26 protein-coding genes are annotated in these 26,485 nt (G+C 41.8%); 6 read left to right on the top strand and 20 right to left on the bottom strand.

Going from position 1 to position 26,485, the window contains the following annotated elements; genetic code table 11:
* Nucleotides 1-311 precede the first annotated feature (311 nt).
* From D2908_RS07365 to nrdR, 18 genes are all read right to left on the bottom strand, one after another.
* Complete coding sequence (locus D2908_RS07365) at nucleotides 312-1,640, bottom strand: ABC transporter substrate-binding protein (protein ID WP_117306014.1); 1,329 nt, start codon at nucleotides 1,638-1,640, stop codon at nucleotides 312-314.
* Nucleotides 1,641-1,753: 113 nt separating this feature from the next.
* Nucleotides 1,754-2,452 (bottom strand): N-acetylmannosamine-6-phosphate 2-epimerase, encoded by a 699-nt coding sequence (locus D2908_RS07360; protein WP_001135679.1) that lies wholly within the window; start codon nucleotides 2,450-2,452, stop codon nucleotides 1,754-1,756.
* Between the two features lie 233 nt (nucleotides 2,453-2,685).
* Complete coding sequence (locus D2908_RS07355; RefSeq protein ID WP_117306012.1) at nucleotides 2,686-6,117, bottom strand: SIALI-17 repeat-containing surface protein; 3,432 nt, start codon at nucleotides 6,115-6,117, stop codon at nucleotides 2,686-2,688.
* Between the two features lie 329 nt (nucleotides 6,118-6,446).
* The gene (locus tag D2908_RS07350) at nucleotides 6,447-7,427 is read right to left on the bottom strand and encodes an acetylxylan esterase (protein ID WP_117306010.1); all 981 of its coding nucleotides are present in this window, start codon (nucleotides 7,425-7,427) and stop codon (nucleotides 6,447-6,449) included.
* A gap of 425 nt (nucleotides 7,428-7,852) precedes the next feature.
* A complete protein-coding gene (gene recG, locus D2908_RS07340; protein ID WP_117306007.1) occupies nucleotides 7,853-9,868 on the bottom strand; it encodes an ATP-dependent DNA helicase RecG in 2,016 nt (671 codons plus the stop codon).
* Between the two features lie 18 nt (nucleotides 9,869-9,886).
* Nucleotides 9,887-10,990, bottom strand: coding sequence for an alanine racemase (gene alr, locus D2908_RS07335; RefSeq protein WP_117306006.1), 1,104 nt, complete (start codon nucleotides 10,988-10,990; stop codon nucleotides 9,887-9,889).
* On the bottom strand, nucleotides 10,980-11,342 hold the full coding sequence (acpS, locus tag D2908_RS07330; RefSeq protein ID WP_049544584.1) for a holo-ACP synthase: 363 nt from the start codon (nucleotides 11,340-11,342) through the stop codon (nucleotides 10,980-10,982). Before acpS ends, alr begins: the two co-directional genes overlap by 11 nt.
* Before the next feature lie 45 nt (nucleotides 11,343-11,387).
* The gene (locus tag D2908_RS07325; RefSeq protein ID WP_117306004.1) at nucleotides 11,388-12,419 is read right to left on the bottom strand and encodes a 3-deoxy-7-phosphoheptulonate synthase; all 1,032 of its coding nucleotides are present in this window, start codon (nucleotides 12,417-12,419) and stop codon (nucleotides 11,388-11,390) included.
* Between the two features lies 1 nt (nucleotide 12,420).
* Entirely contained in the window at nucleotides 12,421-13,452 is a 1,032-nt protein-coding gene (locus D2908_RS07320; protein WP_049497626.1) for a 3-deoxy-7-phosphoheptulonate synthase, read from the bottom strand.
* An 81-nt stretch (nucleotides 13,453-13,533) separates the two neighbouring features.
* Nucleotides 13,534-16,047 (bottom strand): preprotein translocase subunit SecA, encoded by a 2,514-nt coding sequence (gene secA, locus D2908_RS07315; protein WP_117306003.1) that lies wholly within the window; start codon nucleotides 16,045-16,047, stop codon nucleotides 13,534-13,536.
* A gap of 145 nt (nucleotides 16,048-16,192) precedes the next feature.
* Nucleotides 16,193-16,480 carry a hypothetical protein gene (locus D2908_RS07310; protein WP_117306001.1) on the bottom strand — a complete coding sequence of 96 codons (288 nt, stop codon included), beginning with the start codon at nucleotides 16,478-16,480 and terminating at the stop codon, nucleotides 16,193-16,195.
* 30 nt (nucleotides 16,481-16,510) lie between these two features.
* Nucleotides 16,511-16,855, bottom strand: a complete 345-nt coding sequence (locus tag D2908_RS10155) for a hypothetical protein (RefSeq protein ID WP_117305999.1) — start codon at nucleotides 16,853-16,855, stop codon at nucleotides 16,511-16,513.
* A 68-nt stretch (nucleotides 16,856-16,923) separates the two neighbouring features.
* Nucleotides 16,924-17,259 carry a hypothetical protein gene (locus tag D2908_RS07300; RefSeq protein WP_165847469.1) on the bottom strand — a complete coding sequence of 112 codons (336 nt, stop codon included), beginning with the start codon at nucleotides 17,257-17,259 and terminating at the stop codon, nucleotides 16,924-16,926.
* Nucleotides 17,260-17,342: 83 nt separating this feature from the next.
* Complete coding sequence (gene der / locus D2908_RS07295) at nucleotides 17,343-18,653, bottom strand: ribosome biogenesis GTPase Der (protein ID WP_117305995.1); 1,311 nt, start codon at nucleotides 18,651-18,653, stop codon at nucleotides 17,343-17,345.
* A gap of 13 nt (nucleotides 18,654-18,666) precedes the next feature.
* On the bottom strand, nucleotides 18,667-19,380 hold the full coding sequence (locus D2908_RS07290; protein WP_117305993.1) for an NADPH-dependent oxidoreductase: 714 nt from the start codon (nucleotides 19,378-19,380) through the stop codon (nucleotides 18,667-18,669).
* Nucleotides 19,377-20,273, bottom strand: a complete 897-nt coding sequence (gene dnaI / locus D2908_RS07285; protein WP_117305991.1) for a primosomal protein DnaI — start codon at nucleotides 20,271-20,273, stop codon at nucleotides 19,377-19,379. Before dnaI ends, D2908_RS07290 begins: the two co-directional genes overlap by 4 nt.
* On the bottom strand, nucleotides 20,274-21,443 hold the full coding sequence (locus tag D2908_RS07280; RefSeq protein ID WP_117305989.1) for a replication initiation and membrane attachment family protein: 1,170 nt from the start codon (nucleotides 21,441-21,443) through the stop codon (nucleotides 20,274-20,276).
* Nucleotides 21,444-21,917 (bottom strand): transcriptional regulator NrdR, encoded by a 474-nt coding sequence (gene nrdR / locus D2908_RS07275; protein WP_117305987.1) that lies wholly within the window; start codon nucleotides 21,915-21,917, stop codon nucleotides 21,444-21,446.
* A gap of 138 nt (nucleotides 21,918-22,055) precedes the next feature.
* On the opposite strand from nrdR, the gene D2908_RS07270 reads away from it, so the two are divergent.
* Genes D2908_RS07270 through D2908_RS07260 form a run of 3 tightly spaced genes read left to right on the top strand, consistent with a single transcriptional unit; the run spans nucleotide 22,056 to nucleotide 23,905 of the window.
* Nucleotides 22,056-22,421, top strand: coding sequence for a GntR family transcriptional regulator (locus D2908_RS07270; protein ID WP_117305985.1), 366 nt, complete (start codon nucleotides 22,056-22,058; stop codon nucleotides 22,419-22,421).
* A 4-nt stretch (nucleotides 22,422-22,425) separates the two neighbouring features.
* Nucleotides 22,426-23,121, top strand: coding sequence for an ABC transporter ATP-binding protein (locus D2908_RS07265; RefSeq protein ID WP_117305984.1), 696 nt, complete (start codon nucleotides 22,426-22,428; stop codon nucleotides 23,119-23,121).
* 16 nt (nucleotides 23,122-23,137) lie between these two features.
* On the top strand, nucleotides 23,138-23,905 hold the full coding sequence (locus D2908_RS07260) for a hypothetical protein (RefSeq protein WP_165847465.1): 768 nt from the start codon (nucleotides 23,138-23,140) through the stop codon (nucleotides 23,903-23,905).
* Nucleotides 23,906-23,936: 31 nt separating this feature from the next.
* On the opposite strand, the gene D2908_RS07255 is transcribed toward D2908_RS07260, so the two are convergent.
* Entirely contained in the window at nucleotides 23,937-24,632 is a 696-nt protein-coding gene (locus D2908_RS07255) for an LrgB family protein (RefSeq protein ID WP_001288943.1), read from the bottom strand.
* Nucleotides 24,629-25,003: a CidA/LrgA family protein gene (locus tag D2908_RS07250; protein WP_000781324.1), complete on the bottom strand. Its 375-nt coding sequence runs from the start codon at nucleotides 25,001-25,003 to the stop codon at nucleotides 24,629-24,631. The genes D2908_RS07255 and D2908_RS07250 overlap by 4 nt, the downstream gene beginning before the upstream one ends.
* Nucleotides 25,004-25,287: 284 nt before the next feature.
* On the opposite strand from D2908_RS07250, the gene D2908_RS07240 reads away from it, so the two are divergent.
* From D2908_RS07240 to trxA, 3 genes are all read left to right on the top strand, one after another.
* Nucleotides 25,288-25,668 (top strand): MarR family transcriptional regulator, encoded by a 381-nt coding sequence (locus tag D2908_RS07240; protein ID WP_165847464.1) that lies wholly within the window; start codon nucleotides 25,288-25,290, stop codon nucleotides 25,666-25,668.
* A 99-nt stretch (nucleotides 25,669-25,767) separates the two neighbouring features.
* Nucleotides 25,768-25,989: a DUF4649 family protein gene (locus D2908_RS07235; RefSeq protein ID WP_049497602.1), complete on the top strand. Its 222-nt coding sequence runs from the start codon at nucleotides 25,768-25,770 to the stop codon at nucleotides 25,987-25,989.
* Nucleotides 25,990-26,004: 15 nt separating this feature from the next.
* Nucleotides 26,005-26,319: a thioredoxin gene (trxA, locus tag D2908_RS07230; RefSeq protein WP_045497805.1), complete on the top strand. Its 315-nt coding sequence runs from the start codon at nucleotides 26,005-26,007 to the stop codon at nucleotides 26,317-26,319.
* Nucleotides 26,320-26,485: the final 166 nt, after the last annotated feature.

The following is a 26,485-nucleotide window of genomic DNA, read 5'->3' as shown; positions in this document are numbered from 1 at the left end:
TTCACAGTCGGCACCTCTCTTTCACAAATAAAATATTTTGGATTTTCTTGAACTGTTTTAAAATCAAAATGAAATTTTTTAAGATTCACTTATGCAAGAACTTCATTTTAATTTCGTGACAGTTCCTTACATTTCAAACAAAATCCTCCCTTTTCTTACATAGACTATGCACGGGGAAAAGGGAGGAATCAATCTGATTTATACTCTTCGAAAATCGAATTCAAACCACGTCAGCGTTGCCTTGCCGTACTTAAGTACAGCCTGCGGCTTGCTTCCTAGTTTGCTCTTTGATTTTCATTGAGTATTAGTGCTTATTGTTTTGTAGCTTTTTTAATTGTTTCGTTAGCTTTTTCAGTGAAGGTTTTCAAAGCATCCGCCGGTTTTTCATCACCATTTGATACAGCTTGCAACATTGGGAACCAAAGTGTTCTCATTTCAGCAAAGCCGTCGATTGTGTTGTAGTATGGTGAGTAGTATTGAGTCCAACCACTGATTGTTTCCATACGTTTGTCATCATAAAGTTTACCAAATGAAGTACGAACTGGGAAGGCACCTGTACGAACAACGTCTTTTGGACCCCATTCTTTGTCATCAGCGATGAATTGAACGAATTTCTTAGATGCTGCAACTTTCTTGTCGTCTTTATTGTTGAATACTGCAAATCCGTTTACAAGGTATTCAAGAGCTGGTTTACCTGTATCTGATGGGAATGGTACTTCTACCACTTCTACTTTACTTGCTTCCAAGAGTTTAGCTTGGATACCGTTTTGAGCTGGCGCCCAAAGGATTGTGTAAGATGTTTGACCGTTCGCAAAGTTTTGGATATCTGCTCCACCGTCAAATTGGGAACCGTTGTTCAACAAACCATCTTTGATCCAGCTTGATGCTTTTTCAAGACCTTTAACGAACTTAGGATCATCAGTTGTGTATTTAGTTACATCTTTGTCAGTGACAGAACCGCTATAAAGGTTAGAGATGAAGGCACGTGTTCCTTGGTCTCCCCCTTGACCTGAACTGAACAATGAGCCTGGTGTATACCCTTTATCTTTAAGCGCTTTCAAAACTTTTTCAAAGTCATCAGTTGTCCAACCTTCTTTTACAAGGTTTGCAACTCCAGCATCTTCCAACATTTTCTTGTTCATGGCCATGTAGAATGGTGCTGAACTGATTGGATACATGTAAGCTTTGTCCCCAGCTTTACTTGCTTGTACAATATTTTCGTTGTTAACATCTTTGACGAATTCATCTGTGAAGAGGTCGTTCAACTCAGCTAATTTACCGTTTTTACCGTATTGGATGATACGTCCTGGTGCGTCAAAAAGTACGTCTGGAGCTGTTCCTGCTTCGATAGCGGTTGTGATTTTTTCAGGACCAGACTTAAAGTCAATGGTTTCTAATTTCACTTTTACATCTGGATTTGCTTTTTCAAACGCTTCGATGATTGATTTTTCATATGTTCCAACACCGTCACCAGTTTTTTCTTGAGTGAAGACTGGGAATGCCCACCAAGTGATTTCTGTTTTTCCGCTATCGCTACCAGAATTTCCAGCATCTTTGCTTCCGCCAGAATTACCACATGCAGCAAGGCCAAGAATCGCAGCACCCGCAAGTACTGTACAAGCTAGTTTTCTAAATTTCATTTGTATTCTCCTAATTGATAAGCGTATCCATATTGGATAATGAGTTCTTTGCATTTGTATACGTTTTTATTTCATTCGACGCATCCACCACTCTCCTCTGTTTTTAAATTGTGTTATTTAAGACCAGCAACGAAGCGTTCTGTAATCTCTTTTGGTCTAGTAATAGCGCCACCTACAACGATGCCTCGCACTCCGTAACCTAGGATTTGCTTAGCTTGTTCTGGTGTATGAATTTTTCCTTCCGCAATAACATCTACACCGGCATCACAGAGTTTTTTGATTAATTCAAAATCGGGGCCATCCACTTTTGGACTGTAAGATGTGTATCCTGATAAGGTTGTTCCGACAAAGTCAATTCCTGCTTCAACAGCCGCTAGTCCTTCTTCAAAAGTACTTGTATCAGCCATCAAAAGCTGGTTAGGATATTTTTCCTTAACCTGACGAATAAACTCTTGAATCTCCAAACCATCGTAGCGTTCACGCTTGGTACAATCCAGAGCAATCACTTCTATGTCGAGTTCTGCTAATTCATCAACTTCTTTCATAGTAGCAGTGATGAAGGGTTCTTGCGGTGGATAATCTCGTTTAATGATCCCAATGATTGGAAGGTTGGTAACCTCCTTGATTTCCTTGATATCACGAACACTGTTTGCTCGGATACCAACTGCTCCACCTTGCTCAGCCGCTTTGACCAGCAGGGGAATGACTCCTCCCGCTTCTGTATAAAGCGGTTCGTGAGGAAGGGCCTGACAAGAAACGATGATTCCATCTTTGATTTGTGCAATCAAGGCTTCTTTAGTAATCTGTGGCATCCTCTTTCCTCCTTTTCTTTGTTCTTATGGGTTCATTATATATTATTTTTAAAGCGCTTTCAACCGTTTGTGGTAGAATAGATTTCAGTTTCAAAAGTATTTTATAGAACAGCTATTTCTGAAAGTAGTTTCAGACTCCTTATGATTTCGAATCAACCTGAATGTCATCAAAAAGATAGCAGGCTTGAAAACCTGCTACCTCTTCCGAGACCTACTCAAATAACTCTTACTTATTATTCTTTTCTCTTTTTTCCAAATGCAAAGAGTGATAAGAGGACCCCCGCAAGGCCAAGAGAAATTAGTGAGCCTGTTTCCTTGCTTCCCGTATTTGGAAGTTCATCTTGTTTAGCTGCTGACGCTTGATAGGTCACATCTTGGACTAGAGATAGTTTGTTGTCTGCCGCCGCCAATACTAGATTGGTGTCTCCCCTATACTCTGGCACTTCATGGATTGCTACTTCATCGCCATTGACTCCACTCTTATACTCTGGCACTTCATGGATTGCTACTTCATCGCCATTGACTTCTCCCTTATACTTTGGCACTTCATGGATTGCTGCTTCATTGCCATTGACTCCACCCTTATACTCTGGCAGGTCATTTGAGGCAGCCAAGACAAAGTTAGCACCTCCTCTATATTCCGGAATCTCATTTGAGGCTGCTAGAACCGCATTAACACCACCCTTGAACTCTGGAAGTTCATGGACTGCTGCCTCAACAGCGTTGACACCACCTGTAAACTCTGGTTTTTCAACTGTTGGAGCTGCTTCTTCACCTACTGTTGCTAATGGTCCCGTGTACTCTGGTATCTCTGCCACAGCTGCTTCTTCTGCATTAACGCCTCCTGTGAACTCTGGAACCTCATGGACAGCAGCTTCACTGCCATTAATACCATCACTTAGTTTAGAGCCAGCCAAAGAAACTGGTAAATTGTGCATACTTTCAATTGCACCCTCAACTAGACCTGTAATCCTTTGACCCATGTCCTCTGGATTCACTGTAAATAAGAGAGTTTTGGGATCGTACTGAGTCATGAAGGTTGCCGTTTTACCATTTGCCAACTGAAGGGTCGGAGCCTTATTTACCAATACTTCCGAATCAAACTCCATCGCAATAATACCTGGCCATTTTTGAATAGCATATTTTACTTTTGCTTCTTTAGGAGAAATTCTTTCCTTGGTCAAGAAATCCCAGTTGAATTTCTTGAAGGATAGAGTATAAGGATTGCCACCAGCTTCATGATGCTCGTACAAGAGACCAAATTCTTTTGGTCCAATCTGTTGAAGTGAGTTATAAGCATACTCACCTTCTTGAATCAAATGATGGTGCAACCAAGTCAACTCGCCATCTTCTTCTACGCGAGCTACTCGAATATAACCATTCTTACGGCCTGGGCCATTGGCATTTGCTAGAAGGATATACTCCTTACCATCTTGAACCGTATGAGTCGCCGCCATTTGAACATAAACATCAGGTACATCATAGCGTGCTACATAGTTGTCCCATGTAATACCACCATCATAACTTGTCGCAACCTGTAGATCACCTGTCAAACCACGCATAAATAGTTTGAGATCACCATTATTTAATTGAACAACAGAAGCCTCTGTATTTTGAGCATAATAATTGTTCATAGTGCTTGAATCAACAACTGTACCATCATAAAGCGTACGATTGTCGTTGACACCACCTCCCATATGCCAAGTCTTTCCATGGTCGTCTGAGTAGATGATTCGAGATGATTGGGAACCATTGAGGTGGTTGGTACGGTTAGTCGTATAGACAGGAGCAACGATTCGACCTTTATTTGGACCGGTACGAAGGGTTATCCCTACTCCAGGACCCACACCCAAGAATTTCATCCAATCAGCTTTTACCATTGGGGTAATATCTTGTGGTGCTGACCAAGTCTTACCATCATCATCACTGTAAGACATCCATAGATAAGAATCCTTAGCAACTCTAAATGGAGATGTTTTATTGCTTGTGAAATAAATATTTCCTAATAGTTGATTTCCTTGATACAAATCACCCTTATCGCTATAAGCTGGTTTAACTGGGTTTACAACAACACGATAATCAGTTGTTTTCCCATCTGGAGTATAAACTGTGCCATTTTCGCGTATTGTATAGGAACCTTCTTCGCCTTCTTTGTAGAGAATTTGGTAAGTTTTGCCATCGATTTGTTTATAGGCTTCTTCTCTTTGATCAGCCATTCCAAAGATTCCTTTCCCTTCTGGGAACATATCATAGATAGAAAAAATTCGTTTTGTTTCAGGATCTTGAACTAAAACCATATCGATGTTCACTGGTGAACCGATTGATGGATCAGAGGCTTTTGGATTGTCTCGTAAATTTGTAATAGATACTCGGTCTCTCCATGTCTTCCCATTATCCTCACTTCGTCTAACAACCATGCCGATATCACCCCAGTCACTTGAATGAAGACGACGTTCATCTGCACCAGCAATTAGAGTACCTTTATCTGTCTTAAGAAGAGCAGGAATACGATAACTCTTAATCCCATCTTTATTTGGTTGATTATGCATTCCGCCTTCAAAGATATCTTCTTTATCTGAGATTTTCGCACCTTCTGGAAGTTTCTTTTCCAAATCACCTCTTTCAAATAGTTGACTCCGTGTTTGAACTTCATCTGGTGTTAAAGCACGATCATAGACAGTTAAGTTCCGAACTTGTAGATTGGATCCCCAAACAGTATTACTAGCACGCTTGGTTGCTCCGATTTGAGCATGTGTAATATCTGGCATATCCTTGATAAATTTACCAGATTTCAGACTTGTTCGAGATAATACCCCGTTCACATAGAGGCGCACTCGACCATTAGGTAATTCTTCTGTCGGTTTTTCAACTGTGAAAGTTACTGAATTCCACTGGCCAGGACGTACTTGTAATGGAGCATCCGTATACTTATCATAAAATTGTGCTCCATTTGCATCACGCCCCTCAATTAATGCTGTATTATTGAGAACAGCCATTGTGAAGTACTCATCTTTTTTCTTATCACTAGACACTGAGAATAGATTATAAAATGCTGGAGCTTTGGCATCTGGCTTGAATTCCATATGAATGGTCGCATTTTGAAGCTTCTTCAATGTATCTAATTCACTGGCTAGGTCTACACGCTGAACATTTTCCGAATTTGTTTCAACATCTTCTTTTTCTACTACTGGAGTTGTGTTTGCGATGTCTCTAGCATAATAATCTCGAGGAAGTACTCCCTCTTCTTCTTTATTTTGCTCCTTGTTACTTGCTTCTGTAGTTGCAGAATCTGTTTCTGGTGTATCAGCAGGAGCTGGTGTATTGTCAGCTGCAGATGTATTTGTTGGAGTGGTCGTCTCTACTTCAGTAGTCTCATTTTTCTTTAACTTATCCTGTTCAACTTCCACACCATTGTCTTTCTCTGTTGCCATTTTTCCAGCTAATTCACTATCTAACTGAGCAAAACTGCCTGAAGAAACTTCTTTTGGTAATTCTGATAAATCTTGATTATTATTTTCAGCAGCGGTTACAGTTGAGTTCCCTTGTTCATTTGCCAATACAGGGTTCACTCCAAACACCACCGCACCAATGGTTACAGAGGCCACACCCACTGCAAATTTACGAATACCATATCTTTGTTTTCTGTCAAAATTCTTCTGATTCATCTTTCTACCTTTCAATATCACCCAAAATAAAGCGCTTTCTTTTTGTTTTAAAATTTTTACTCCCCACCATAGGAAAACACAAGAAAGTAATTAATAAACGATAGTTCCTCTCCTTCTCTCTTTCAAAATTTAGCTAGCTGCAGTCCAAACAGTAGCTCTTTCACTCCTTTCCTAGAGACTTTTTCTTTATTATACAACAAAGTCATAGGTTTATCTCAAGCTTGTCATAGAATAGATTTTACTTTCAGAAATATTTTAATATTTTAATATTTTTAAAAGTACTTTCAACATTTATAACAAAAAAGAGAGCTCCTGGGCTCTCTCATTCATCACTTCACATATTTAAAAGGAATCTCACTACCACATAGCCAGTTGTAGACTTGATCATTGACAAATACATTCATGGCTTCGTGGGCATACTCAGGCATGATACGATAGACCTTATCGCAAGTCAGACGGTTGTAAATCGCAAACTGGGTAATAGGATAGCAGACGTCGTCGTCCAAGCCTGTAATCATCTTGACCTCACCTTTGATACGATGGGCAAGATTTTTCACATCAATATAGGCAAGGGTCGCCATGATTTCCTCCTCAGTTTCATGGAAGGGGTCGTGAAACTTGAAATAACGGAACAGTTCGTCATAGGCCTCACTGGTATTGCCAATCTCAAGCACTCGTCTAAAGTCTGATAAGAAAGGATAGATGGCAACAGTTTTCTGAATTCGAGGATTGAGTGCTGCTGCAACTAGGGCCAAAGCTCCTCCTTGCGAGGCACCATAGCTGGAAAGTCGCTTCTCATCTACCTGAGGCAGACTAGCCATAATTTCAACCAACTGGTAAATATCCAGATAAACATCCTTATAGAAGAGGTGTTCCCGACCCTCCACAGCACCACGGATAATATGCCCCTTAACCGTATTCCCCAAAGGAGAACGCAAGCCGTCTTGTGAGTAACCCGACTGGCCTCGAACGTCCATGGACACAACACCGTAACCAGCTACGGTAAAGGCCAGCATGTCGGCCCAGTCCCAACCACGCCCCATATAGCCATGGAAATGGAAAATTAGCGGAACCTTCTCCTCACACTTTGGAAGAACGACGCGTGCATAGACCTTGCCTTCATTGGTTCCTTCAAAAGTGAGCTCATAGCACTTGACTTGAGGAATGTGGAAATCTCTCTCCTCCAACTGGTAGACTGGTAGTATTGAAACTTTTTTCACTTCTTCATCCCAGAAAGCATCAAAGTCTTCTGGAACCTCATCCCTTCCTTTATAAGTCTTGATTTCTTCTAGCAAATCTAGATTTTTCATAGCACGCTCCTTTTGTTTTGTAATCGCTATCACAACTGTAGCACATATAAGAAATCAATGCAAGAAAGAATGGTAAATAGAAAGTGAATTTAGATTCTTTACTTTTAGGATGATGGGCTGAAAGTAGTTTTAGAAACAAAAAAGAGCATTTCGCTCTTTCTTCTTCTGCTCAATCTTAGTTTTTTGCTTCTTTCTTTTGGAAAGTGGTTTGGTAATTTACTTTAATAGCTACTGTCATGTGAGAGCCCTCGTTTCTTTTTGATGACTCTAGTATAAAGGGCAAACCTGAAAGCTAGCTTAATACTCTTCGAAAATCAAATTCAAACCACGTCAGCGTCGCCTTATCGTACTCAAGTACAGCTTGCGGCTAGCTTCCTAGTTTGCTCTTTGATTTTCATTGAGTATAAGATTTCCTTAGAGAAAGCTTAATCTAGGTATTCTTTCTTCTCCAGATGAAGGGCAATCATGCGCCATTCTGGATCTTCTTGCCAACCTTCTATCGAACTAATGTAGCTTGCAATCTTTCTGGCTTCTTCTAAAATCGGAAAATCTTCGATAATATCAGCCACTTGGAACTCTGGTAGTCCTGATTGTCTGGTTCCAAAAATTTCACCAGAACCACGCATTTTCAAATCTTCCTCCGCAAGAACAAATCCATTGGTGGTTTCTGTCATGATGCGCATGCGGTCTTTCCCAGAATCCGTCTTAGGATTGGCAACGAGAACAGCATAGGACTGCTTGTCCCCCCGACCGACACGACCTCTGAGCTGGTGAAGTTGGCTAAGCCCGAAGCGATCGGCATCCATGATAAGCATGACGGTCGCATTGGGAACATTAACCCCAACCTCGATAACCGTCGTCGAAACTAGAATATCCGTTTTTTGTTCTTTGAAAGCCTGCATAATTTGATCTTTTTCATCACTCTTCATCTTACCATGTAGAAGGGCCACCTCTGCTTTTCCTGCAAAATGAGCCGTCATCTCTTCTGATAAGGCAATGGCATTTTTCAAATCCAGAGCTTCTGATTCTTCAATCAAGGGAGAGATAACGTAGGCTTGAGAACCTTTGTGAATTTCTCCCTCTAACCAAGTCAAAACCTGAGGTAACTGCTCATGCTTGATCCAACGTGTCACAATAGGCTTCCGCCCTGCTGGCATCTGGTCGATAATGGAAACATCCATATCCCCAAAGGCCGTGATGGCCAGCGTCCGTGGAATGGGAGTCGCTGTCATCATGAGGACATCTGGATTGTCGCCTTTTTCTCGTAAAATACGCCTTTGTCCCACACCAAAGCGGTGCTGCTCATCGATAATAATCAAGCCAAGGCGAGCATACTCCACCCCATCCTGAATCAGAGCGTGAGTTCCGATAATCAAATCAGCGTCACCCTTGGCAATAGTCTCCAAGACTTCTCTCTTTTCTGCAGCTTTTAAGGAACCTGTCAAAAGAGCGAGTTTTAGGTCCGGGAAGAGATTCTGTAGACTCTCAAAGTGTTGCTCTGCAAGGATTTCTGTCGGTACCATGAGGGCGGCTTGGTAGCCAGCCGTCACCGCCGCAAACATGGCCAAGCCAGCGACTACCGTTTTTCCGCTCCCCACATCTCCTTGCAGGAGACGATTCATATGGTGGTCCGACTTCATGTCGTTCAAAATTTCCTGCAAACTCTTTTCCTGAGCTGGGGTCAGGGCAAATGGCAGTCTTTCTTTGACTTCTGTCACTTTTTCCTGAGACCAGTTCAAAACCAGACCGCTTCCCTGAACTCTATTTTCAGACTTGAGCGTCTGCAACTGCATTTGGAAATAAAAGAGTTCCTCAAACTTGATACGGCGAAGGGCCTGCTTGTATTCTGCCAAATCCTTAGGAAAATGCATAGCTCGGACTGCCTGACAACGGGACATGAGTTTGTATTTGTCTAGTAAAGACTGGGGAAGATTTTCCTCTATCAAGAGGTCCAGTCCCTGATCAAAGGCTGTCTTGATGACCTTGACCAGACTAGCCTGACTGATTCCTTGGGCCAGACGATAGACAGGTTGGAGGTCATCTTCCACCTGAGCCAGGACCTTCATCCCAGTCAAACTAGCCTTGGCGCGGTCCCATTTTCCAAAGATGGCAAGAGTTGCACCTAGTTCAATCTTGTCAGCTAGGTAGGGTTGGTTAAAGAAATTCACCGCAAAAACGACTTCTCCCTGCTTGAGGCTAAAACGCAGGCGATTGCGCTTGAAACCATAATACTGGACACTGGCAGAAGTCACGACTTGACCAGAAAGGACCGCCTTTTCACCATCTTCCAACTCCAAAACCTGCTTGGTTTTAAAATCTTCATAACGGAAAGGAAAGTAGAGCAAGAGGTCTTGCAAGCTTTCAATTCCTAGTTTGGCATATTTCTCTGCTGACTTTGGCCCCACACCAGGCAAGACATGCAAGGGTTGATGTAGATTCATGCTCCACTCCTTTCTTTTCTAATCATATTCTCTCGGAATGCGGTCGCTGAGGAGACAAACCACTTCATAGTTAATAGTTCCACGGTAGGTCGCTACCTGAGTAGCTGTGATTTCTTTATCTCCGTCGGAGCCAATCAAGGTGACCTTGGTTCCGAGTGGGTAAGGCTTAGGCAGACGAATGGTGATTTGGTCCATGGAAACTCGCCCGACTATTGGGCAAGCTTGTCCATCTACCAAGACAGAGAAATTCTGCATGTCTCGTGTCCAACCATCCGCATAGCCGATTGGCACCGTCGCAATGACTTGCTCACTATCCGCTTGATAGGTCGCTCCGTAGCCCATGCAAGCTCCAGCTGGAACTGTCTTGACGTGAACCAAGGCAGATTCCAAGGTCAAGGCTGGTGTCAGGTCATAAGGCAGATCCAAAACCTCTCCGCTGGGATTCAGGCCATACATAGCATCTCCCATACGAACCGCATTGAAAATGGTCTCTGCATGCCAAAGGGTCGTTGCAGAATTGCTGGCATGAACCAGCTCTGGAAGACCTTTCATACTAGCTAAAATAGTTTTAAACCGTTCTAACTGTTTATTAAAATAGTCATCTGATTCCTCGTCAGCAGTAGCAAAGTGGGTAAAAATCCCTTCAACACGAGCACCATGTTGTTGGAGCAAAGCTTGAGCCTGCTCAGCCTCATCGGCCTCTCTAAAACCAATCCTTCCCATTCCTGAATCAATCTTGAGGTGGACTGTCAATCCAGTTAGGTCAGCTTCCTTATCTAAGAGTGCTTGAATCCACTCCAATCCAGCTACTGTCAAGGTGATGTCGTATTCTTTAGCTAGAGCAACAGCTTCGATTTCAGAAACTCCTAAAATGAGGATTGACTTGCTGAGTCCAGCTTGTCTGAGTTCAAGAGCTTCATCAATATTGGAAACGCAAAAACCATCAACATCATCTTGAATCGCCTTGGCAACAGCGACTGCTCCATGTCCATAGGCATTGGCCTTGACCACAGCCCATTTGAGCGTTCCTTGAGGGATATGAGCCCCCATTTGCTGAATATTTTGTCGAATAGCTTCTAGACATATCAGAGCCTTGGTTGGTCTGTGCGGACTAGCTTTCATGATTTTCCTCCAAAATGACACTGGCTGTCACAAACTGATCTGTATGGCTGATAGACAGCCAAATCTTTCCTGAAAATGGTGACTGACTAAAATAAGGCGCCCCGCGTTCATTGTTCAAGACTTCCAAATCCTGAAAACCTAGCTTGCCAATACCAGTTCCCATGGCCTTGGAAAAGGCTTCTTTAGCAGACCAGCGACCAGCTAAATATTCGATTTGTCTGCGCCCTTTAAGACTGTTAAACCGTTCCATTTCCTGAGCGGTCAGCACGCGCTTAGCAAATCCTTCATGTCGTGTAACTGCACTTTCTATCGAAGCCAATTCTTCGATGTCAATTCCGTGTCCAACTATCATTCTTATCAAAAGGAGTTGAGATTCCCCCAACTCCATCCTTTTCACTTATTTTGTCAAGGTAGCATAAATCTCTTCTACCAAGGCCTCTGTATTTTCCCAACCCAAGCAAGGATCTGTAATAGAGCAACCAAAGACCTCTGGTTGATTTTGACGACCATCTGCTAGGTAAGACTCAATCATAAATCCTCGAACTGTCTTTTTAATCTTCTCATTCCAATCACGATTTTGCAAGGTCTGACGAACGATTCGAATCTGTTCCATATATTGCTTGCCGGAATTGTCATGGTTAGTGTCGATGAGGATAAAAGGATTTTCAAGTCCCATAGTTTCATAGCGTTCAATGGCATTTAACAAAGTTTCATAGTAAAAGTTAGGCTCGTTTTTACCATATTCATTAACTGCACCACGAAGGATGACGTGGGCCAAGGGATTTCCTGAAGTCTCAACTTCTTGACCATGAAAGAGGAAGGTCTGTTTATTCTGAGCGGCATAGATACCGTTAAACATAACACCCAAATTTCCAGAGGTTGGATTTTTCATACCGACCGGTGCATCAATCCCCGAGGCCACAAAGCGGTGCTCTTGGTCTTCCACAGAACGAGCTCCAACAGCATGGTAGCTGACCAAATCATCTACCAAGACCAGATTGGACGGATAAAGCATCTCATCTGCCGTTGTCAAACCTGTCTCTGTAATCACGCGGAAGTGCAACTGGCGCACAGCCTGTAAGCCGTTAATCAGGCTTGGAGCCTTAGAGGTATCTGGTTGGTGAACCAAACCTTTATAGCCGTCTCCGTTGGTACGAGGTTTAGCTGTATAAACACGCATAATCATGAAAATCTTGTCCGCCACCTTCTTTTGCAAGGCTGATAAACGGCGGGCATATTCCAAGACAGCCTCTTCATTGTCAGACGAGCAAGGACCAATCACCAACAGGATCCGGTCATCTTCTCCTGAAATAATGTCTGCCAATTCTCTATCCCGGCGCTCCTTTAGGCGCAAGGCTTCCGCAGACAATTGAGTTTCTGCCTTGATTGCTTCAATATCAATTTCTTGACCTTTTTCAATAAATGCCATCTTATTCTCCTAGCGTTTGGTAGATTTCTCTGACAAGGGCTTCCGTATTTTCCCAGCCTAGGCAAGGGTCTGTGATCGACTTTCCAAATACTTCTGGTTCGTTTTGGCGACCGTCTTCTAGATAAGACTCAATCATAAAGCCACGAACATACTGCTTGATTTTTTTATTCCAATCACGGTTAATCAAGGTCTGGCGGACAATTCGAATCTGGTCCATGTATTGCTTACCAGAATTGTCATGATTGGTATCGACAATGATAAAGGGATTTTCCAAGCCCATTTTCTCATACTGGGCAATGGTATCCATCAAATTATCATAGTAGTAGTTAGGAATATTCTTACCATACTCATTAATCGCTCCACGAAGAATGGCATGTGAAAGCGGGTTACCAGTTGTTTCCACTTCTTTTCCTAGGAAAAGGAAACTTTGTTTGTTTTGAGCAGCATAAATCCCATTAAACATGACATTGAGATTTCCAGAAGTTGGATTTTTAAAGCCAGTCGCGAAATCTGCTCCACTTGCCACAAAGCGGTGTTGCTGGTCTTCAACTGAACGAGCACCAACCGCCATGTAAGAAATCAAATCATCCACTAGTGGAAGATTTTCAGGATAAAGCATTTCATCAGCTGTCGTCATACCTGTTTCCGTGATGACACGATAGTGAAGATGGCGAACGGCTTTAATTCCATTAATGAGGCTAGGCGCTTCTGTCGCATTAGGCTGGTGAATCAAGCCCTTATAACCATCTCCGTTGGTACGAGGTTTGGCAGTATAAACACGCATAACCATAAAGATACGCTCTGCCACTTCTTCTTGTAGAGTCGCCAAACGCTTAGCGTATTCAAGGACAGCTTCTTCATTGTCAGATGAGCATGGCCCGATTACCAAGAGAATTCTCTGGTCTTCTCCACGTATAATGGCTTCTAGCTCTTGATCGCGCTGTGATTTTCTCTCCAAAGCTTGGCCTTCTAATTTTGATAAGGCACGAACTTCTTCAATATTAATTTTAGGACTTTTTGCTGTAAATACCATAACTCATCTCCTTATAAAGCAAACGGATACCAAGTAAAAATTTACTTTTCACAAGGTATCCGCCTCTAAACTATCTCATTTTTATTGTCTTTTACCGTGACAGTTTTTAAACTTCTTACCAGAACCACATGGGCAAAGTTCATTCCGTCCAATCTGGCTCAAATCCAGTTTTTCAGATATATTTGCTTGGTTGGCAGCGATATTGCGAGTCGCTGTTGTACTGATATGGTGTTCCGCTTGTGGTCTTTCTTGTTCATGAATTTGTGCTTTCATCATCAAGCGTGTCACATCAAACTCAATCGAACCAATCATGTCATTAAACATACGGAAGCCTTCTGCCTGATACTCAACAACAGGGTTGTTCTGAGCATAGCCACGTAGTCCAACTGCGTTACGCAATTGATCGAGAGCATCGATATGATCTGTCCACTTGTTATCTACCACTCGTAGAATCAAGACTTTTTGGAATTCTTTAACTGCTTCTTCATCGCGTAGTTTTGAAACCTGACTATCGTAAACTTGCAAGGCACGTTGGAAGAGTTCTTCCTTGATGGCCTTATCAGACAAGCCTGACAAATCTTCAATCGTAATAGAATCTTCTGGAAGCAAGTTGTACTTAGCAAAGTTCAAAATTGCTTCAAGTTTTTCATCTTGTTTAGCACGCGTATGACCATCAACGACACGTTCAATCGTGCGTTTGATCATAGCCTGAATTTCAGGTGCCAAGTCACGGTCTGCAGTGATGACATCGTAACGTTGAGCATAGATAATCTCACGTTGTTCACGCATGACGTCATCGTATTGTAGGACTTGTTTACGGGTATCGTAGTTATTTCCTTCGACACGTTTTTGCGCCGCCTCAACCTGACGTGTCAACATACGAGACTCAATCGCCTCTTCAGACATGTTGAGGCGTTCAAAGATTCCCTTCAAGCGTTCAGAACCAAAACGTTTCATCAAATCATCTTCTAGAGATAGGTAAAATTGTGACTCACCTGGATCCCCTTGACGGCCTGAACGACCACGAAGCTGGTTATCGATACGACGGCTTTCATGACGTTCTGTACCAATGACACAAAGTCCACCCAATTCGCGAACCCCTTCACCAAGTTTGATGTCGGTACCACGACCGGCCATGTTGGTCGCGATAGTAACAGCACCACGTTGACCAGCATTCATGATGATTTGGGCTTCTTTGTAGTGGTTCTTGGCATTCAAGACTTCGTGAGGAACACCAGCTGCGACCAATTTCTTAGAAATGTAGTCACTAGTTTCAACCGCTACTGTACCAACCAAGACAGGCTGACCTTTTTGGTAACGAGCCTTAACATCTTCTACAACCGCCTTAAACTTAGCTTCAATGCTAGCAAAAAGTAAGTCTGGATGGTCAATACGCTGAACAGGACGGTTTGTTGGGATTGGAATAACACGAATATTGTAAATTTCACGGAATTCTTCTTCCTCAGTCTTACCAGTACCTGTCATACCAGACAATTTCTTGTACATACGGAAAAGGTTTTGGTAAGTGATTGAGGCAGATGTCTTGGTTTCATCCTGAATTGGCACACCTTCTTTGGCTTCAATGGCTTGGTGCAAGCCATCAGAATAACGACGACCTTCCATGGTACGACCTGTAAATTGGTCAACGATCAAGATTTCTTGCTCTTCACTAACCACATAGTCAATATCGAGAAGCATGATGTAGTTGGCACGAAGGGCGTTATCGATAAAGTGAGTCAAAGCCACATTTTCGATGTCATAGAGATTGTCAAGCTTGAAGTAGCTTTCCGCCTTGTCAATCCCTGAATCAGACAAACCAATGGTCTTAGACTGCACATCGATGATGTAATCGTCTTTGTCCAAAGACTTTACATAATGGTCTGCCATGTGGTAGAGCTGACTGGTTTCAACCGCATTAGCACCTGATACAATCAAAGGTGTACGAGCTTCGTCAATTAAGATAGAGTCAACCTCATCGACCAAGGCATAGTTAAGCGGACGTTGTACCATGTTTTCAGCGCGAACGACCATGTTATCACGAAGGTAGTCAAATCCAATTTCTGAGTTGGTTGAGTAGGTAATATCACACTCATAGGCTTCTTTTTTCTCCATTGGAGATTTGGCAGCCAAGTTAATCCCTACTGACAAACCAAGCCATGAGTACAATTCCCCCATCTCAGTCGCGTCACGTTCAGATAGATATTCATTGACCGTAACTACGTGAACTCCTTTACCTGAAAGGGCATTGAGGTATACTGGCATGGTCGCAGTCAAGGTTTTCCCTTCCCCTGTACGCATCTCTGGCACGTCACCATGGTGAAGAACGATTCCACCCATGACCTGAACCTTATATGGGAAGAGGCCTAAGACACGTTTAGCACCTTCACGAACAACCGCAAATGCTTCATAAAGCAATGAATCCAGTGATTCTCCATTTTGATAACGTTCTTTAAATTCAATTGTTTTTGCTTTTAGTTGGTCATCAGTCAAAGCAGCCATTTGGTCTTCGTATTTGAAAACCTTGTCAGCCATCTTTTCCAGACGACGGATTTCTCCTTTATCATTTTCGATAATTGTTTTTAAAATATTAGCCATGTTTTTCCTTACTTTAAATTCCGAATATTTTAGAATGTTCTTTTAATTTTAGCACAATTACTGATTATTTTCAAGGAAGAATCCCCATTTTGAAAAGGAAAAAGAGGCTAGTTTCCAAGCTAACCTCTCTGACTTTTAGGATGCTTTAATTGCCAAAAATCGGCAAAAGAGCAAATAGGATAAATAGATTAATCCAAAGATTAATGCAACAGATGAGTCCAAAAATTAAGAGAACCCCATCGTTGGATAAGAAGGCCATCAAAATGGACAAAATTCCAAAAACTAGCAAGATTTTTTGTATGACATAGATATCAATCGTCATCCCCAGAATCGGACTGCCCCAAGGAAGAAAGAAAAAAGCAATCCAGATTAGCAGAACTAAACCCATATAGATCTTGGAATAACGTGTAATAAATGATTTTAGATGTGCCATAAGCTACCTCCTATTAAAAAACCACATAAATCAATGCCTTCCACCTTTAGACTTCACTAGTTCCCGTCTCAAGCGAAACATTTTTTTGAAAAAGATATAGGCTAACCAGTCGCTGGCTAGAGATATGACTAGCAAAAGCAACCCAACACCCCAAGTACTAGCATCCGAATCATGTTTTAGAACAAAAGGGAAAAATAAGAATGAAAAAATTGTCATATCCAAGCTAAACAGAGCTAAAAGGGAAATATAAATCCAGTAAAAATAGTAGATGATTGGGAAAATTTTACTGTTTCTGTCAGCATTGTCTATCCAATAGAAAAAATAAAAACAAGGAAATAAGAGTATCAAATGAAACCAATTAAAGGACAATCTCATCAGCGACACCTCCTCTTTAAAATTGTTTTCTTTAGTTTCGTTCTATTAAATGTTATTACCAATATAAATCAGTGCCTTCCACCTTTTGGCTTCCCTAGTTCCTGTCTCAAGCGGAGCATTTTTTTGAAAAAGATATAGGTTACCCAAGAACTGGCAAAAGCAATAAGTAGTAATAATAACCAACTGCCCCAAAGCTTGATGTCTGCCATATTTCTCAAGACGATATTGAAAAACAGGACTGAAAAAACTGTCAAAACAAGGCTAAAAAGAGCGTAGAGGGTGATGTAAATCCAGTAAAAATAGTAAAAAATTGGGAAAAATTTACTATCTCTATTGACCTTTTCAATCCAGCTGAAAAAGTAAAAAACGGGAAATATAAGCAAGGATTTAAACAAATGTTCCATCATCGACACCTCTTTTTGATAGCCTTTTCTTCAACTTCATTCTATCAAAAAAATCTGGAAATGTCATTCCAGATTCTACTTTTTTATTTGCGTTTTCTTGCGATGAGGTGGATCGGTGTTCCTTCAAAGACAAAGGCCTTGCGGATTTGATTTTCCAAGAAACGCAGGTAAGAAAAGTGCATGAGTTCTTCTTCGTTGACAAAGATGACAAAGGTTGGTGGTTTGGTTGCCACTTGGGTCGCATAGAAAATCTTAAGGCGTTTTCCTTTGTCTGTCGGTGTTGGGTTGATGGCAATAGCATCCATGATGACATCGTTCAAGACAGCTGATGGAATACGGGTATTTTGACTCTCGCTGATTTGCTTGATCATCTCAGGCAACTTGTGGAGGCGTTGCTTGGTCAAAGCTGATACAAAGATAATCGGTGCGTAAGGCAGGTATTGGAACTGCTCACGGATATCTTCTTCCCAGTTTTTCATAGTGTGGTTGTCTTTCTCAAGTGTATCCCACTTATTGACCACGATAATCATCCCTTTACCAGCTTCATGGGCAAATCCTGCGATACGCTTGTCGTATTCACGGATGCCTTCTTCCGCATTGATGACCATTAAGACCACATCTGAACGGTCAATAGCACGCATGGCACGCATAACAGAGTATTTCTCAGTATTTTCATAGACCTTACCAGATTTACGCATACCAGCCGTATCAATCATGGTAAACTCTTGACCATCTGTATCTGTAAAATGGGTATCAATAGCGTCACGCGTTGTTCCAGCGACTGGACTAGCAATGACACGATCTTCTCCCAAGATGGCATTGATCAAGCTTGATTTTCCAACGTTTGGACGACCAATCAAGCTGAATTTAATGACATCTGGATTTTCTTCTTCAACTTCACGTGGGAGGTTTTCCACGATAGCATCCAGTACATCCCCTGTCCCGATTCCATGGACAGATGAGATCGGCAATGGTTCACCCAAACCGAGGGCATAGAAATCATAGATATCATTTCGCATCTCTGGATTGTCCACCTTGTTAACGGCTAAGATGACTGGTTTATGAGTTTTATAAAGTTTACGGGCAACGTATTCGTCCGCATCGGTAATTCCTTCCTTACCAGACACGACAAAAACGATAACATCTGCTTCTTCCATGGCAATTTCTGCCTGGTGCTTGATTTGTTCCATAAAAGGAGCATCGACATCATCGATTCCTCCTGTATCAATCATGCTAAACGAACGATTGAGCCACTCACCCGTTGCATAGATACGGTCACGTGTCACTCCTTCGACATCTTCTACAATGGAGATTCGCTCACCAGCGATCCGATTAAATAGGGTTGATTTCCCAACATTGGGACGTCCTACAATGGCAATAGTTGGTAGGGCCATAATTTCTCACTTTCTACAATAACTTCTTCTGTTCAAGATTTTTTCTAGTTGAGCTTGGTTCTGGATTGCCGAATTGCTCCGCTAAACGTTGACTCCAGCTTGTGGTCGCACGCGCACCTGCATATTCAGTCTGTATACGGTCATAGGCTTCAATAGCCTCAGTTGACTGTTCTTGGTATTCTTCCTCAAAGACAACATTCTCTAGTGGCAGTCTTGGTTTCACATCATGCTGTTGATTTGGCACACCTAGTGCCATCCCAAAGACAGGATAGGTGTAGTCAGGCAGGTTAAAGAGTTCTGCCACTTCTTCTGACTTGTACCGCACCAAGCCGATAATCACTCCACCATATCCTAGGCTTTCTGCCGCAAGCAAGGCATTTTGCCCAGCCAAAGCCGCATCGACCGAACTAATCAAGAGGCCTTCCACCCCTTGGGGTTGGAAAACATCCGTATGGAGTCGTGCCCCCTTTTCTGCTCGATTCAAATCTCCGACAAAGAGAAGGAAAACAGCAGACTGGCGAATGGCTTCTTGAGGCACCAATTCATACAAGACATCTTTCTTCTCTTGACTTCGCACCACAATCACAGAGTAGGATTGGAAATTTTTCCAAGACGAGGCCATCTGGGCAGCTGTCAAAATCTCATTTAAGTCTGCTTGAGGAATTTCTTGCTCTTTAAATCTACGCACTGAAGTGTGAGCCTTCATTAATTTGATTGTTTCTGTCATCGGCGGTTTTCTCCTTCAAGTCTTGTTTCCTCTGCTAAATAACGAATGCGTTCCATGACGCGTCTAGCTTCCCATGTTTCATCATTTCCATTTTTCCCTTTAGCAAAATGCTTCTCCAAATCTTCAAAATTGAAATTGGAGGTGAAAAAGGTTGGCAAATCTTCCTGCATACGATATTGGAGAATGACCTGCAGGATCTCGTCACGCACCCAAGCTGTTGATTGCTCGGCACCAATATCATCCAAAATCAGGACTTCAGCAAGCTTAATCTCATCCACCAAGGTCTTAACATTGCCATCACCGATGGCATTTTTGACATCAATGACAAAGCTCGGATAGTGGAGGAGCGTTGATGAAACACCACGTTTTTCTGACAAATCATGAGCTAGTGCTGCCACCATGAAACTTTTACCCACACCAAAGTCTCCATACAAGTACAAACCTTTTCGAATAGCTGGATATTGCTCCACAAAGGCTAGGAGCTTTTCAAAAACTGGCAGGCGCCCCAAATCATCCAAGTCTACTTGAGCTAAACTAGCTTTTTTAAGACTAGCTGGAAGATTGATTAGCTTAAGACGGTTTTTAATCGCCGCTTCTTTTTCAGCCGCGATTAGTTCAGGAGTTTCTTCATAGGAAACATCTGCATAGCCATGGTTCATGATTAGGATAGGCTTGTATCCTTTGGCAATATAATCCGTATCACCACGAAGGAACTTGTCGCGCTCGGTGATGTACTGATTAAATTTGGAGATACTACGATTTAATTCCTCCTGACTGAGGGATTCTTGCTGGATAAAGTCCGCAACATCAGGGTCCTTCATGATTTTCTGGACCAAATCTTGATACTGAAATCGGCTAGGTTGACGTTTGAGTACATCTCCGACACTTTCCATCTAATCTCCTCCTTTTTCTAATCGAGCTAATAGTTCTTGTTTCTTACGTTCTAGTTCCAGACGAGTTTCCTCGCTCGTTTCATTCTTGTATTCAGGATTGCTCCACTTGGGTATATTGGTTTTTGCTGGGGCAGTCTGATTCTGCTTTTGCGTTTTTGCTTTTTGGCCACGTTCACGAATACGCAGGACAGCTTCCTCTGCACTACGGATATTTTGATAGGCGTAGTCATTAGCCACCTTCATGGCATATTTTTCATTGATATTGGCCGAATCCACCTTATTAAAGGTCAGGAGCAAGATAACATTGATGACTTCATCCAACAATCCCAAACCAGCAATCTGTTGCAAGAGTTCTCTTTCTGTTTGGGTAATGTTTCCCTTACGTGTTTGCTTGATTTCTGCTAAGAACTGCAGGGCCGTTTTACTTTTAGCCTCTTTGATAATGGTTGCTTCCTTAGGACTAAAGTCAGAAGAAACAGGTTTTTGAGCGATTTTTTCCCGCATGCGTTTGGTTGAAATAACCTGGGAAACAGCTGTTGACTTGGCCAGTTGATAGGTCTCAAACCAAGTCCATTTCTTTTCCTCGGCGATGGCAAAGAGGTTTAAGACATCGGACTGCTCATCCGCAAAACGAAGCCCATCTCGAGCCATAAGCTGACGAAAATGGTCCAAGTCAAAATCATTGGCCACTTTCTTCTTGAGACTAAGGTCTTCTTGACTTCCCACTTCTGCCAAGTCTGGAAAGACTTGATTGAGTGAGACAGGTATTTCTTGACCATCAGCACTCTCAACTTTCAAATCCTCCACAGCTGCATCACCAATCTTCTTCTCCAAAAGTCTGCGATAAACAGGGTGTTCCAAGAAGTCTTGACTAGATAGAGGAGCATGGAGGGCTAGCTGATAAACATCCCCAGTTTGATAGAGAGTCAAGAGATTGAAAGCAGATAGGATTTTCAGGGATTTTATCAGTCTATCCATCCCAAAGTTAAGATGATTAAGAATACTTGAAAAAAGATATTCCTTTCTACCATTATCCCAAAAACTAATCGTATAAAGATAAAGGCTCAGTGCCTCCTGACCGATAATCGGGAGGTAGCACTGTACCAGAGATGAGGTATCTTGCGACACCCGATTATTCTTTAGATAAGAAAAACGGTCAATTGGCTTCATTTAACTTTCCTTTTTCTTTTTAGAGGACTGGGTGATTTGTTGGAGCAAGCTCTCTAACTCACTAACATCCTTAAAACTACGATAGACGCTGGCAAAACGTACATAGGTAATCTCATCCAATTCAGCCAATTCCTCCATGACGAGAGAACCAATGTCCTCACTTTGAATTTCATTTTCATTTCGACCACGGAGTTTCTGTTCGATACGATTAACTACCATGTTGATTTCATCGCTTGACACAGGACGTTTCTGGGCTGAGCGGATAATCCCATTAAAGATTTTATCTCTGGAGAATTGTTCCCGTGTGCCATCTTTTTTAACAACCACTAAGGTTCTTTCTTCTACTCGTTCGTAGGTTGTAAAACGGTGTTGGCATTCGTCGCACTCACGTCTTCTACGAATGGTGTTCCCTTCTTCTGCTTGGCGACTATCGATAACACTTGACTTGGTAGCCCCACATTTTGGACAACGCATCCTTTCCCTCCTTATCGTTTTCTTTTCATTATACCATTTTTTAAGCGATTCCCAAAACAATTCTTCTTTTTGCTTGACAAGTTTTTTGTTTTGTTGTGTTATTTAATTAACACAAAGGTAAATAGAAAGGAGATCGTGATGTCTTGGACATTTGATAACAATAAACCCATTTATTTGCAGATTATGGAGAAAATCAAGCTTCAGATTGTTTCCCACACACTGGAACCCAATCAACAACTTCCAACCGTGAGAGAGCTAGCTAGCGAAGCCGGTGTCAATCCCAACACCATCCAAAGAGCCTTGTCAGACCTTGAACGAGAAGGATTTGTCTACAGCAAGCGAACAACTGGACGATTTGTGACTGAGGATAGGGAACTGATTGCCCAATCACGCAAACAATTATCGGAAGAAGAATTGGAACACTTCGTTTCCTCCATGACCCATTTTGGCTATGAAAAAGAAGAACTACCAGGCGTAGTCGGTGATTATATTAAAGGAGTTTAAGCCTATGTCATTACTAGCATTTGAAAATGTATCCAAATCTTATGGAGCAACCCCAGCCCTGGAAAATGTTTCTCTTGACATCCCAGCTGGAAAAATTGTTGGTCTCCTTGGACCAAACGGTTCAGGAAAAACAACCTTGATTAAACTAATCAATGGCCTCTTGCAACCAGAGACAGGCCGTATCCTTATCAATGGTATGGAACCAAGCCCAGCAACTAAAGCAATTGTTTCTTATCTACCTGATACGACCTATCTAAACGAACAGATGAAGGTCAAGGAAGCCCTAACCTACTTCAAGACCTTCTATAAAGATTTCAATCTGGAACGTGCTCAAGGTCTTCTTCGTGACCTTGGCATCGATGAAAATAGTCGTTTCAAGAAATTATCAAAAGGGAACAAAGAAAAGGTACAACTGATTTTGGTTATGAGTCGCGATGCTCGTCTATACGTCCTTGATGAACCAATCGGGGGTGTAGACCCCGCAGCTCGTGACTATATCTTGAACACCATCATCAACAACTACTCGCCAACTTCGACTGTCTTGATTTCAACCCACTTGATTTCAGACATTGAACCAATCTTGGATGAGATTATCTTTGTAAAGGATGGAAAAGTCGTCCGTCAAGGCAATGTAGATGACATTCGCTATGAGTCAGGTGAATCCATCGACCAACTCTTCCGTCAGGAATTTAAGGCCTAAGCAAAGGAGATTATTTATGTTTTGGAATTTAGTTCGTTATGAATTTAAAAATGTTAACAAATGGTATTTAGCCCTCTATGGTGCTGTGTTGGCACTTTCTGCCCTTATCGGAATACAGACACAATCCTTTAAAAATCTACCTTACCAAGAAAGTCAATCTGCTATGCTATTTTTTCTAGCTACAGTCTTTGGTGGCTTGATGATTACACTTGGGATTTCAACCTTGATTTTGATTATCCGTCGCTTCAAGGGTAGTGTCTATGACCGCCAAGGCTATCTGACTTTGACCTTGCCAGTTTCCGAACACCATATCATCACAGCCAAACTAATCGGTGCCTTTATCTGGTCTGTGATTAGCACTGCTGTCTTACTCCTATGTATCTACATTATGTTATTGTCAACAAACTCTGATGAAGTTCAACTTTCTACTCTTCTATCATTTGTTGGAGAACATTTTACCGGCTTTGGTCTTATTGTCTTATCCTTCCTGCTTAGTACAATTTCAGGGATCCTCTGCATTTACTTGGCCATCTCCATCGGACAGCTTTTCAACGAATACCGTACCGCACTGTCAATTGTAGCCTACATTGGTATCCAAATCGTCATTGGATTTATTGGAGTTTTCTTCAATACCAGTACTAACTTCTATGTCAATTCACTTGCAGGATTCAATGGTAATTTCTATATGGGAGCAAGCGTAGGCATTGTTGAAGAACTCATTTTCATAGCTATCTTTTATCTCGGAACCTACTATATTTTGAGAAACAAGGTTAATTTGCAATAAAAAATACCCAGCTAAACAGCTGGGTTTTGATTTAACTCAATATCAAACTGGCTACGATAGGGCTGACAAAGACATAAAGAATACCGGTGACACCAATAGCCAAGCCCCCCATGGCTCCTGCTACAGAGCCGTATCGAAAGGCCGTACCCGTTCCGACTGCGTGACCTGTTCCTCCAAGGGAAAGACCAACCGCTACTGGGTCATCAATTTTCAACCACTTCAAAAGGGTTGGGCCAATCACACTGGTTAAAATCCCAGTTGCCACAACAACGACCAAAGTCACAGTCGTCAAACCTTGCAATTTTTCTGTGATTCCCACTGCCATAGCGGTTGTCACTGACTTAGGAAAGAGAGAAATGGCTAGAAAAAAGTCCATGCCAAAAATCTTTGCCACTAGGGCCGTGAAAGAGGTATTGACCACTACCGCTAACAAACTACCAAAGAGAATACTCCGAGCATGGTGCTTCATCAAGTGAAAACTCTTATAAAGCGGAATCCCCAGAGCCACGGTCGATGGGACAATCAAGTTGTTCAGATAAACCCCACCTTGGTAATAATCTTGGTAAGATATCCCCGTCACCTTTAGAAAGATAATAATGAAAATAGCTGACAAAAGCAAGGGCGTTGTCAATGGATGGGGAAAACGTCTGTAAATCAGCATTCCCACTAGATAGGCTAAGATAGACAGGGCTAGCCCAAACAGGGGATTGGAAACAAATTCGCTCATTTGGTACCTCTTTCTTCATAGTCACCTTCATAGCGTTTTTTGATAAATTGAACCACAAGCGCAATCAAGATGATATTAATCACTGCTGCAAAAAAGACAATCAAAACAATTGGCAAAAGATAGGGAGCAATCACATCAAACTTCTCCATGATTCCCACTGCTGGCGGCAAAAAGAGAATGGTCATATTGGCCAGCAAGAAATTCCCTACCATGTTGACATGTCTGGTTCTCAGCCACTTGAATTGTAGGGCGAGAAAGAGAATGATTAAACCAATAATACTGCCTGGGATGGGCAAATGAAAAAAACTAGAAATTCCCTCTCCGATTAGAGAAATCACAAAGAGAATCATTAATTGAACATATAATTTCATCCTAAACTCCACGAAATAGACTTCTTGCATACCAGTTTACTCTTTTTTCAGAAAATTTCAAGGAAATGCACAAGGGATAATGAAAATTAGAAATGGAAAGGGGATACAAACAATTCTTGACTTGTGAAAACAGGCCTGATTTAGGGTAAAAGATTTCAGCATCCTTCTTGCCAGCATTCTTGAAAAGTAGTATAATAATTGCATGCGCAATCATCTTGTAATACAGAGACTGTCTATGAATGGACCTTCTTCTATATTACAACTCTAAAAAGAAAGGAGATACTATGACCTATTTGGAAAAATGGTTTGACTTCAATCGGCGTCAGAAAGAAATTGAAAGCCTCTTGGAAGAGACTATTGCCCAGCAGAGCGAGCAAAGTCTAACCTTGAAAGAGTTCTACCTGCTCTACTATCTGGACTTGGCACAAGAAAAATCTCTACGCCAGATTGACCTGCCAGATAAGCTTCATTTGAGCCCGAGCGCTGTTTCTCGGATGGTGGCTCGCTTGGAAGCCAAAAATTGCGGTCTGCTTAGTCGCAGGTGTTGTGACCAAGATCGACGTTCTAGCTTTATCTGCCTGACAAGTGATGGGCAAAAGACACTGGCCTCTCTACAAAAAGCTGTCGAAGAAAGCTTGGAAGCTGGTTTGGATTTCTGGGTTTAAGATAATTTTATAAAAAAGTTGCGTGCGCAATCATTTTTCTTGACATTCTCCTTTACAAGGAGTAAAATAAAGTCATCATTAAACAAAGGAGTTTTAAACATGATTGAAATTACCTATCTAGATGCAAGCAAGAACGAAAGAACTATAACCTTCGATTCTTATGAAGACTTTGATCGTTCACAACAAGCTTGCCTTATCGGCGTCGCAGACTACTACCCTGTCCAAAAATTAACTTACAATGGTCATGATTTGGACTACCATGGGACTTATGGAGATATCTTCTTCTATCTCAAGAAACAAGATTTAAGCCAATATAACTAAAAAAGGAGAAATACTATGTCAAAAGCAATTACAGATGCAACATTCGAACAAGAAACAAAAGACGGATTGGTCTTGGTAGACTTCTGGGCAACTTGGTGTGGTCCATGTCGTATGCAAGGTCCAATCTTGGACAAATTGTCTGAGGAACTTTCAGAAGATGTCTTGAAAATCGTTAAAATGGACGTTGATGAAAACCCAAACACAGCTCGTGCTTTTGGAATCATGTCTATTCCAACTCTTCTTTTCAAAAAAGATGGACAAGTAGTTAAACAAGTGGCCGGTGTTCACACAGCAGAACAAATCAAAGCTATCGTTGCTGAATTAAGCTAATCACAAGAGAGACCAAGTGCATTCATTTGGTCTCTTTTTTCTTGCCCTTTGCCATTTTTCAAAAAATATGCTAGACTGTAGGTAGAATATTACGATGTTTGGGACATGCCATCGCTAAAAAAAACCTCTACTTGGTATTTTTTAGCTCCCTCAAGGGAGCTTTTTG

Origin of the sequence: Streptococcus sp. LQJ-218, assembly GCF_003428885.1 — a bacterium.
Lineage (GTDB): Bacteria > Bacillota > Bacilli > Lactobacillales > Streptococcaceae > Streptococcus.
Note: the sequence above shows the minus strand (reverse complement) of the source record. Positions and strands in the feature narration are given on the sequence as shown.

Bases quoted from the DNA above. Each gene is read 5' to 3' on its own strand.
- trxA (WP_045497805.1), top strand. From the start codon at position 26,005: ATGTCAAAAGCAATTACAGATGCAACATTCGAACAAGAAACAAAAGAC.
- alr (WP_117306006.1), bottom strand. From the start codon at position 10,990: ATGAAAGCTAGTCCGCACAGACCAACCAAGGCTCTGATATGTCTAGAA.
- D2908_RS07280 (WP_117305989.1), bottom strand. From the start codon at position 21,443: ATGAAGCCAATTGACCGTTTTTCTTATCTAAAGAATAATCGGGTGTCG.
- D2908_RS07235 (WP_049497602.1), top strand. From the start codon at position 25,768: ATGATTGAAATTACCTATCTAGATGCAAGCAAGAACGAAAGAACTATA.
- secA (WP_117306003.1), bottom strand. From the start codon at position 16,047: ATGGCTAATATTTTAAAAACAATTATCGAAAATGATAAAGGAGAAATC.
- D2908_RS07300 (WP_165847469.1), bottom strand. From the start codon at position 17,259: ATGGAACATTTGTTTAAATCCTTGCTTATATTTCCCGTTTTTTACTTT.
- D2908_RS07270 (WP_117305985.1), top strand. From the start codon at position 22,056: ATGTCTTGGACATTTGATAACAATAAACCCATTTATTTGCAGATTATG.
- D2908_RS07290 (WP_117305993.1), bottom strand. From the start codon at position 19,380: ATGACAGAAACAATCAAATTAATGAAGGCTCACACTTCAGTGCGTAGA.
- D2908_RS07360 (WP_001135679.1), bottom strand. From the start codon at position 2,452: ATGCCACAGATTACTAAAGAAGCCTTGATTGCACAAATCAAAGATGGA.
- nrdR (WP_117305987.1), bottom strand. From the start codon at position 21,917: ATGCGTTGTCCAAAATGTGGGGCTACCAAGTCAAGTGTTATCGATAGT.
- D2908_RS07260 (WP_165847465.1), top strand. From the start codon at position 23,138: ATGTTTTGGAATTTAGTTCGTTATGAATTTAAAAATGTTAACAAATGG.
- D2908_RS07310 (WP_117306001.1), bottom strand. From the start codon at position 16,480: ATGGCACATCTAAAATCATTTATTACACGTTATTCCAAGATCTATATG.
- D2908_RS10155 (WP_117305999.1), bottom strand. From the start codon at position 16,855: ATGAGATTGTCCTTTAATTGGTTTCATTTGATACTCTTATTTCCTTGT.
- D2908_RS07365 (WP_117306014.1), bottom strand. From the start codon at position 1,640: ATGAAATTTAGAAAACTAGCTTGTACAGTACTTGCGGGTGCTGCGATT.
- D2908_RS07320 (WP_049497626.1), bottom strand. From the start codon at position 13,452: ATGGTATTTACAGCAAAAAGTCCTAAAATTAATATTGAAGAAGTTCGT.
- D2908_RS07325 (WP_117306004.1), bottom strand. From the start codon at position 12,419: ATGGCATTTATTGAAAAAGGTCAAGAAATTGATATTGAAGCAATCAAG.
- acpS (WP_049544584.1), bottom strand. From the start codon at position 11,342: ATGATAGTTGGACACGGAATTGACATCGAAGAATTGGCTTCGATAGAA.
- D2908_RS07355 (WP_117306012.1), bottom strand. From the start codon at position 6,117: ATGAATCAGAAGAATTTTGACAGAAAACAAAGATATGGTATTCGTAAA.
- D2908_RS07250 (WP_000781324.1), bottom strand. From the start codon at position 25,003: ATGAAATTATATGTTCAATTAATGATTCTCTTTGTGATTTCTCTAATC.
- D2908_RS07240 (WP_165847464.1), top strand. From the start codon at position 25,288: ATGACCTATTTGGAAAAATGGTTTGACTTCAATCGGCGTCAGAAAGAA.
- recG (WP_117306007.1), bottom strand. From the start codon at position 9,868: ATGAATCTACATCAACCCTTGCATGTCTTGCCTGGTGTGGGGCCAAAG.
- D2908_RS07265 (WP_117305984.1), top strand. From the start codon at position 22,426: ATGTCATTACTAGCATTTGAAAATGTATCCAAATCTTATGGAGCAACC.
- dnaI (WP_117305991.1), bottom strand. From the start codon at position 20,273: ATGGAAAGTGTCGGAGATGTACTCAAACGTCAACCTAGCCGATTTCAG.
- D2908_RS07350 (WP_117306010.1), bottom strand. From the start codon at position 7,427: ATGAAAAATCTAGATTTGCTAGAAGAAATCAAGACTTATAAAGGAAGG.
- D2908_RS07255 (WP_001288943.1), bottom strand. From the start codon at position 24,632: ATGAGCGAATTTGTTTCCAATCCCCTGTTTGGGCTAGCCCTGTCTATC.
- der (WP_117305995.1), bottom strand. From the start codon at position 18,653: ATGGCCCTACCAACTATTGCCATTGTAGGACGTCCCAATGTTGGGAAA.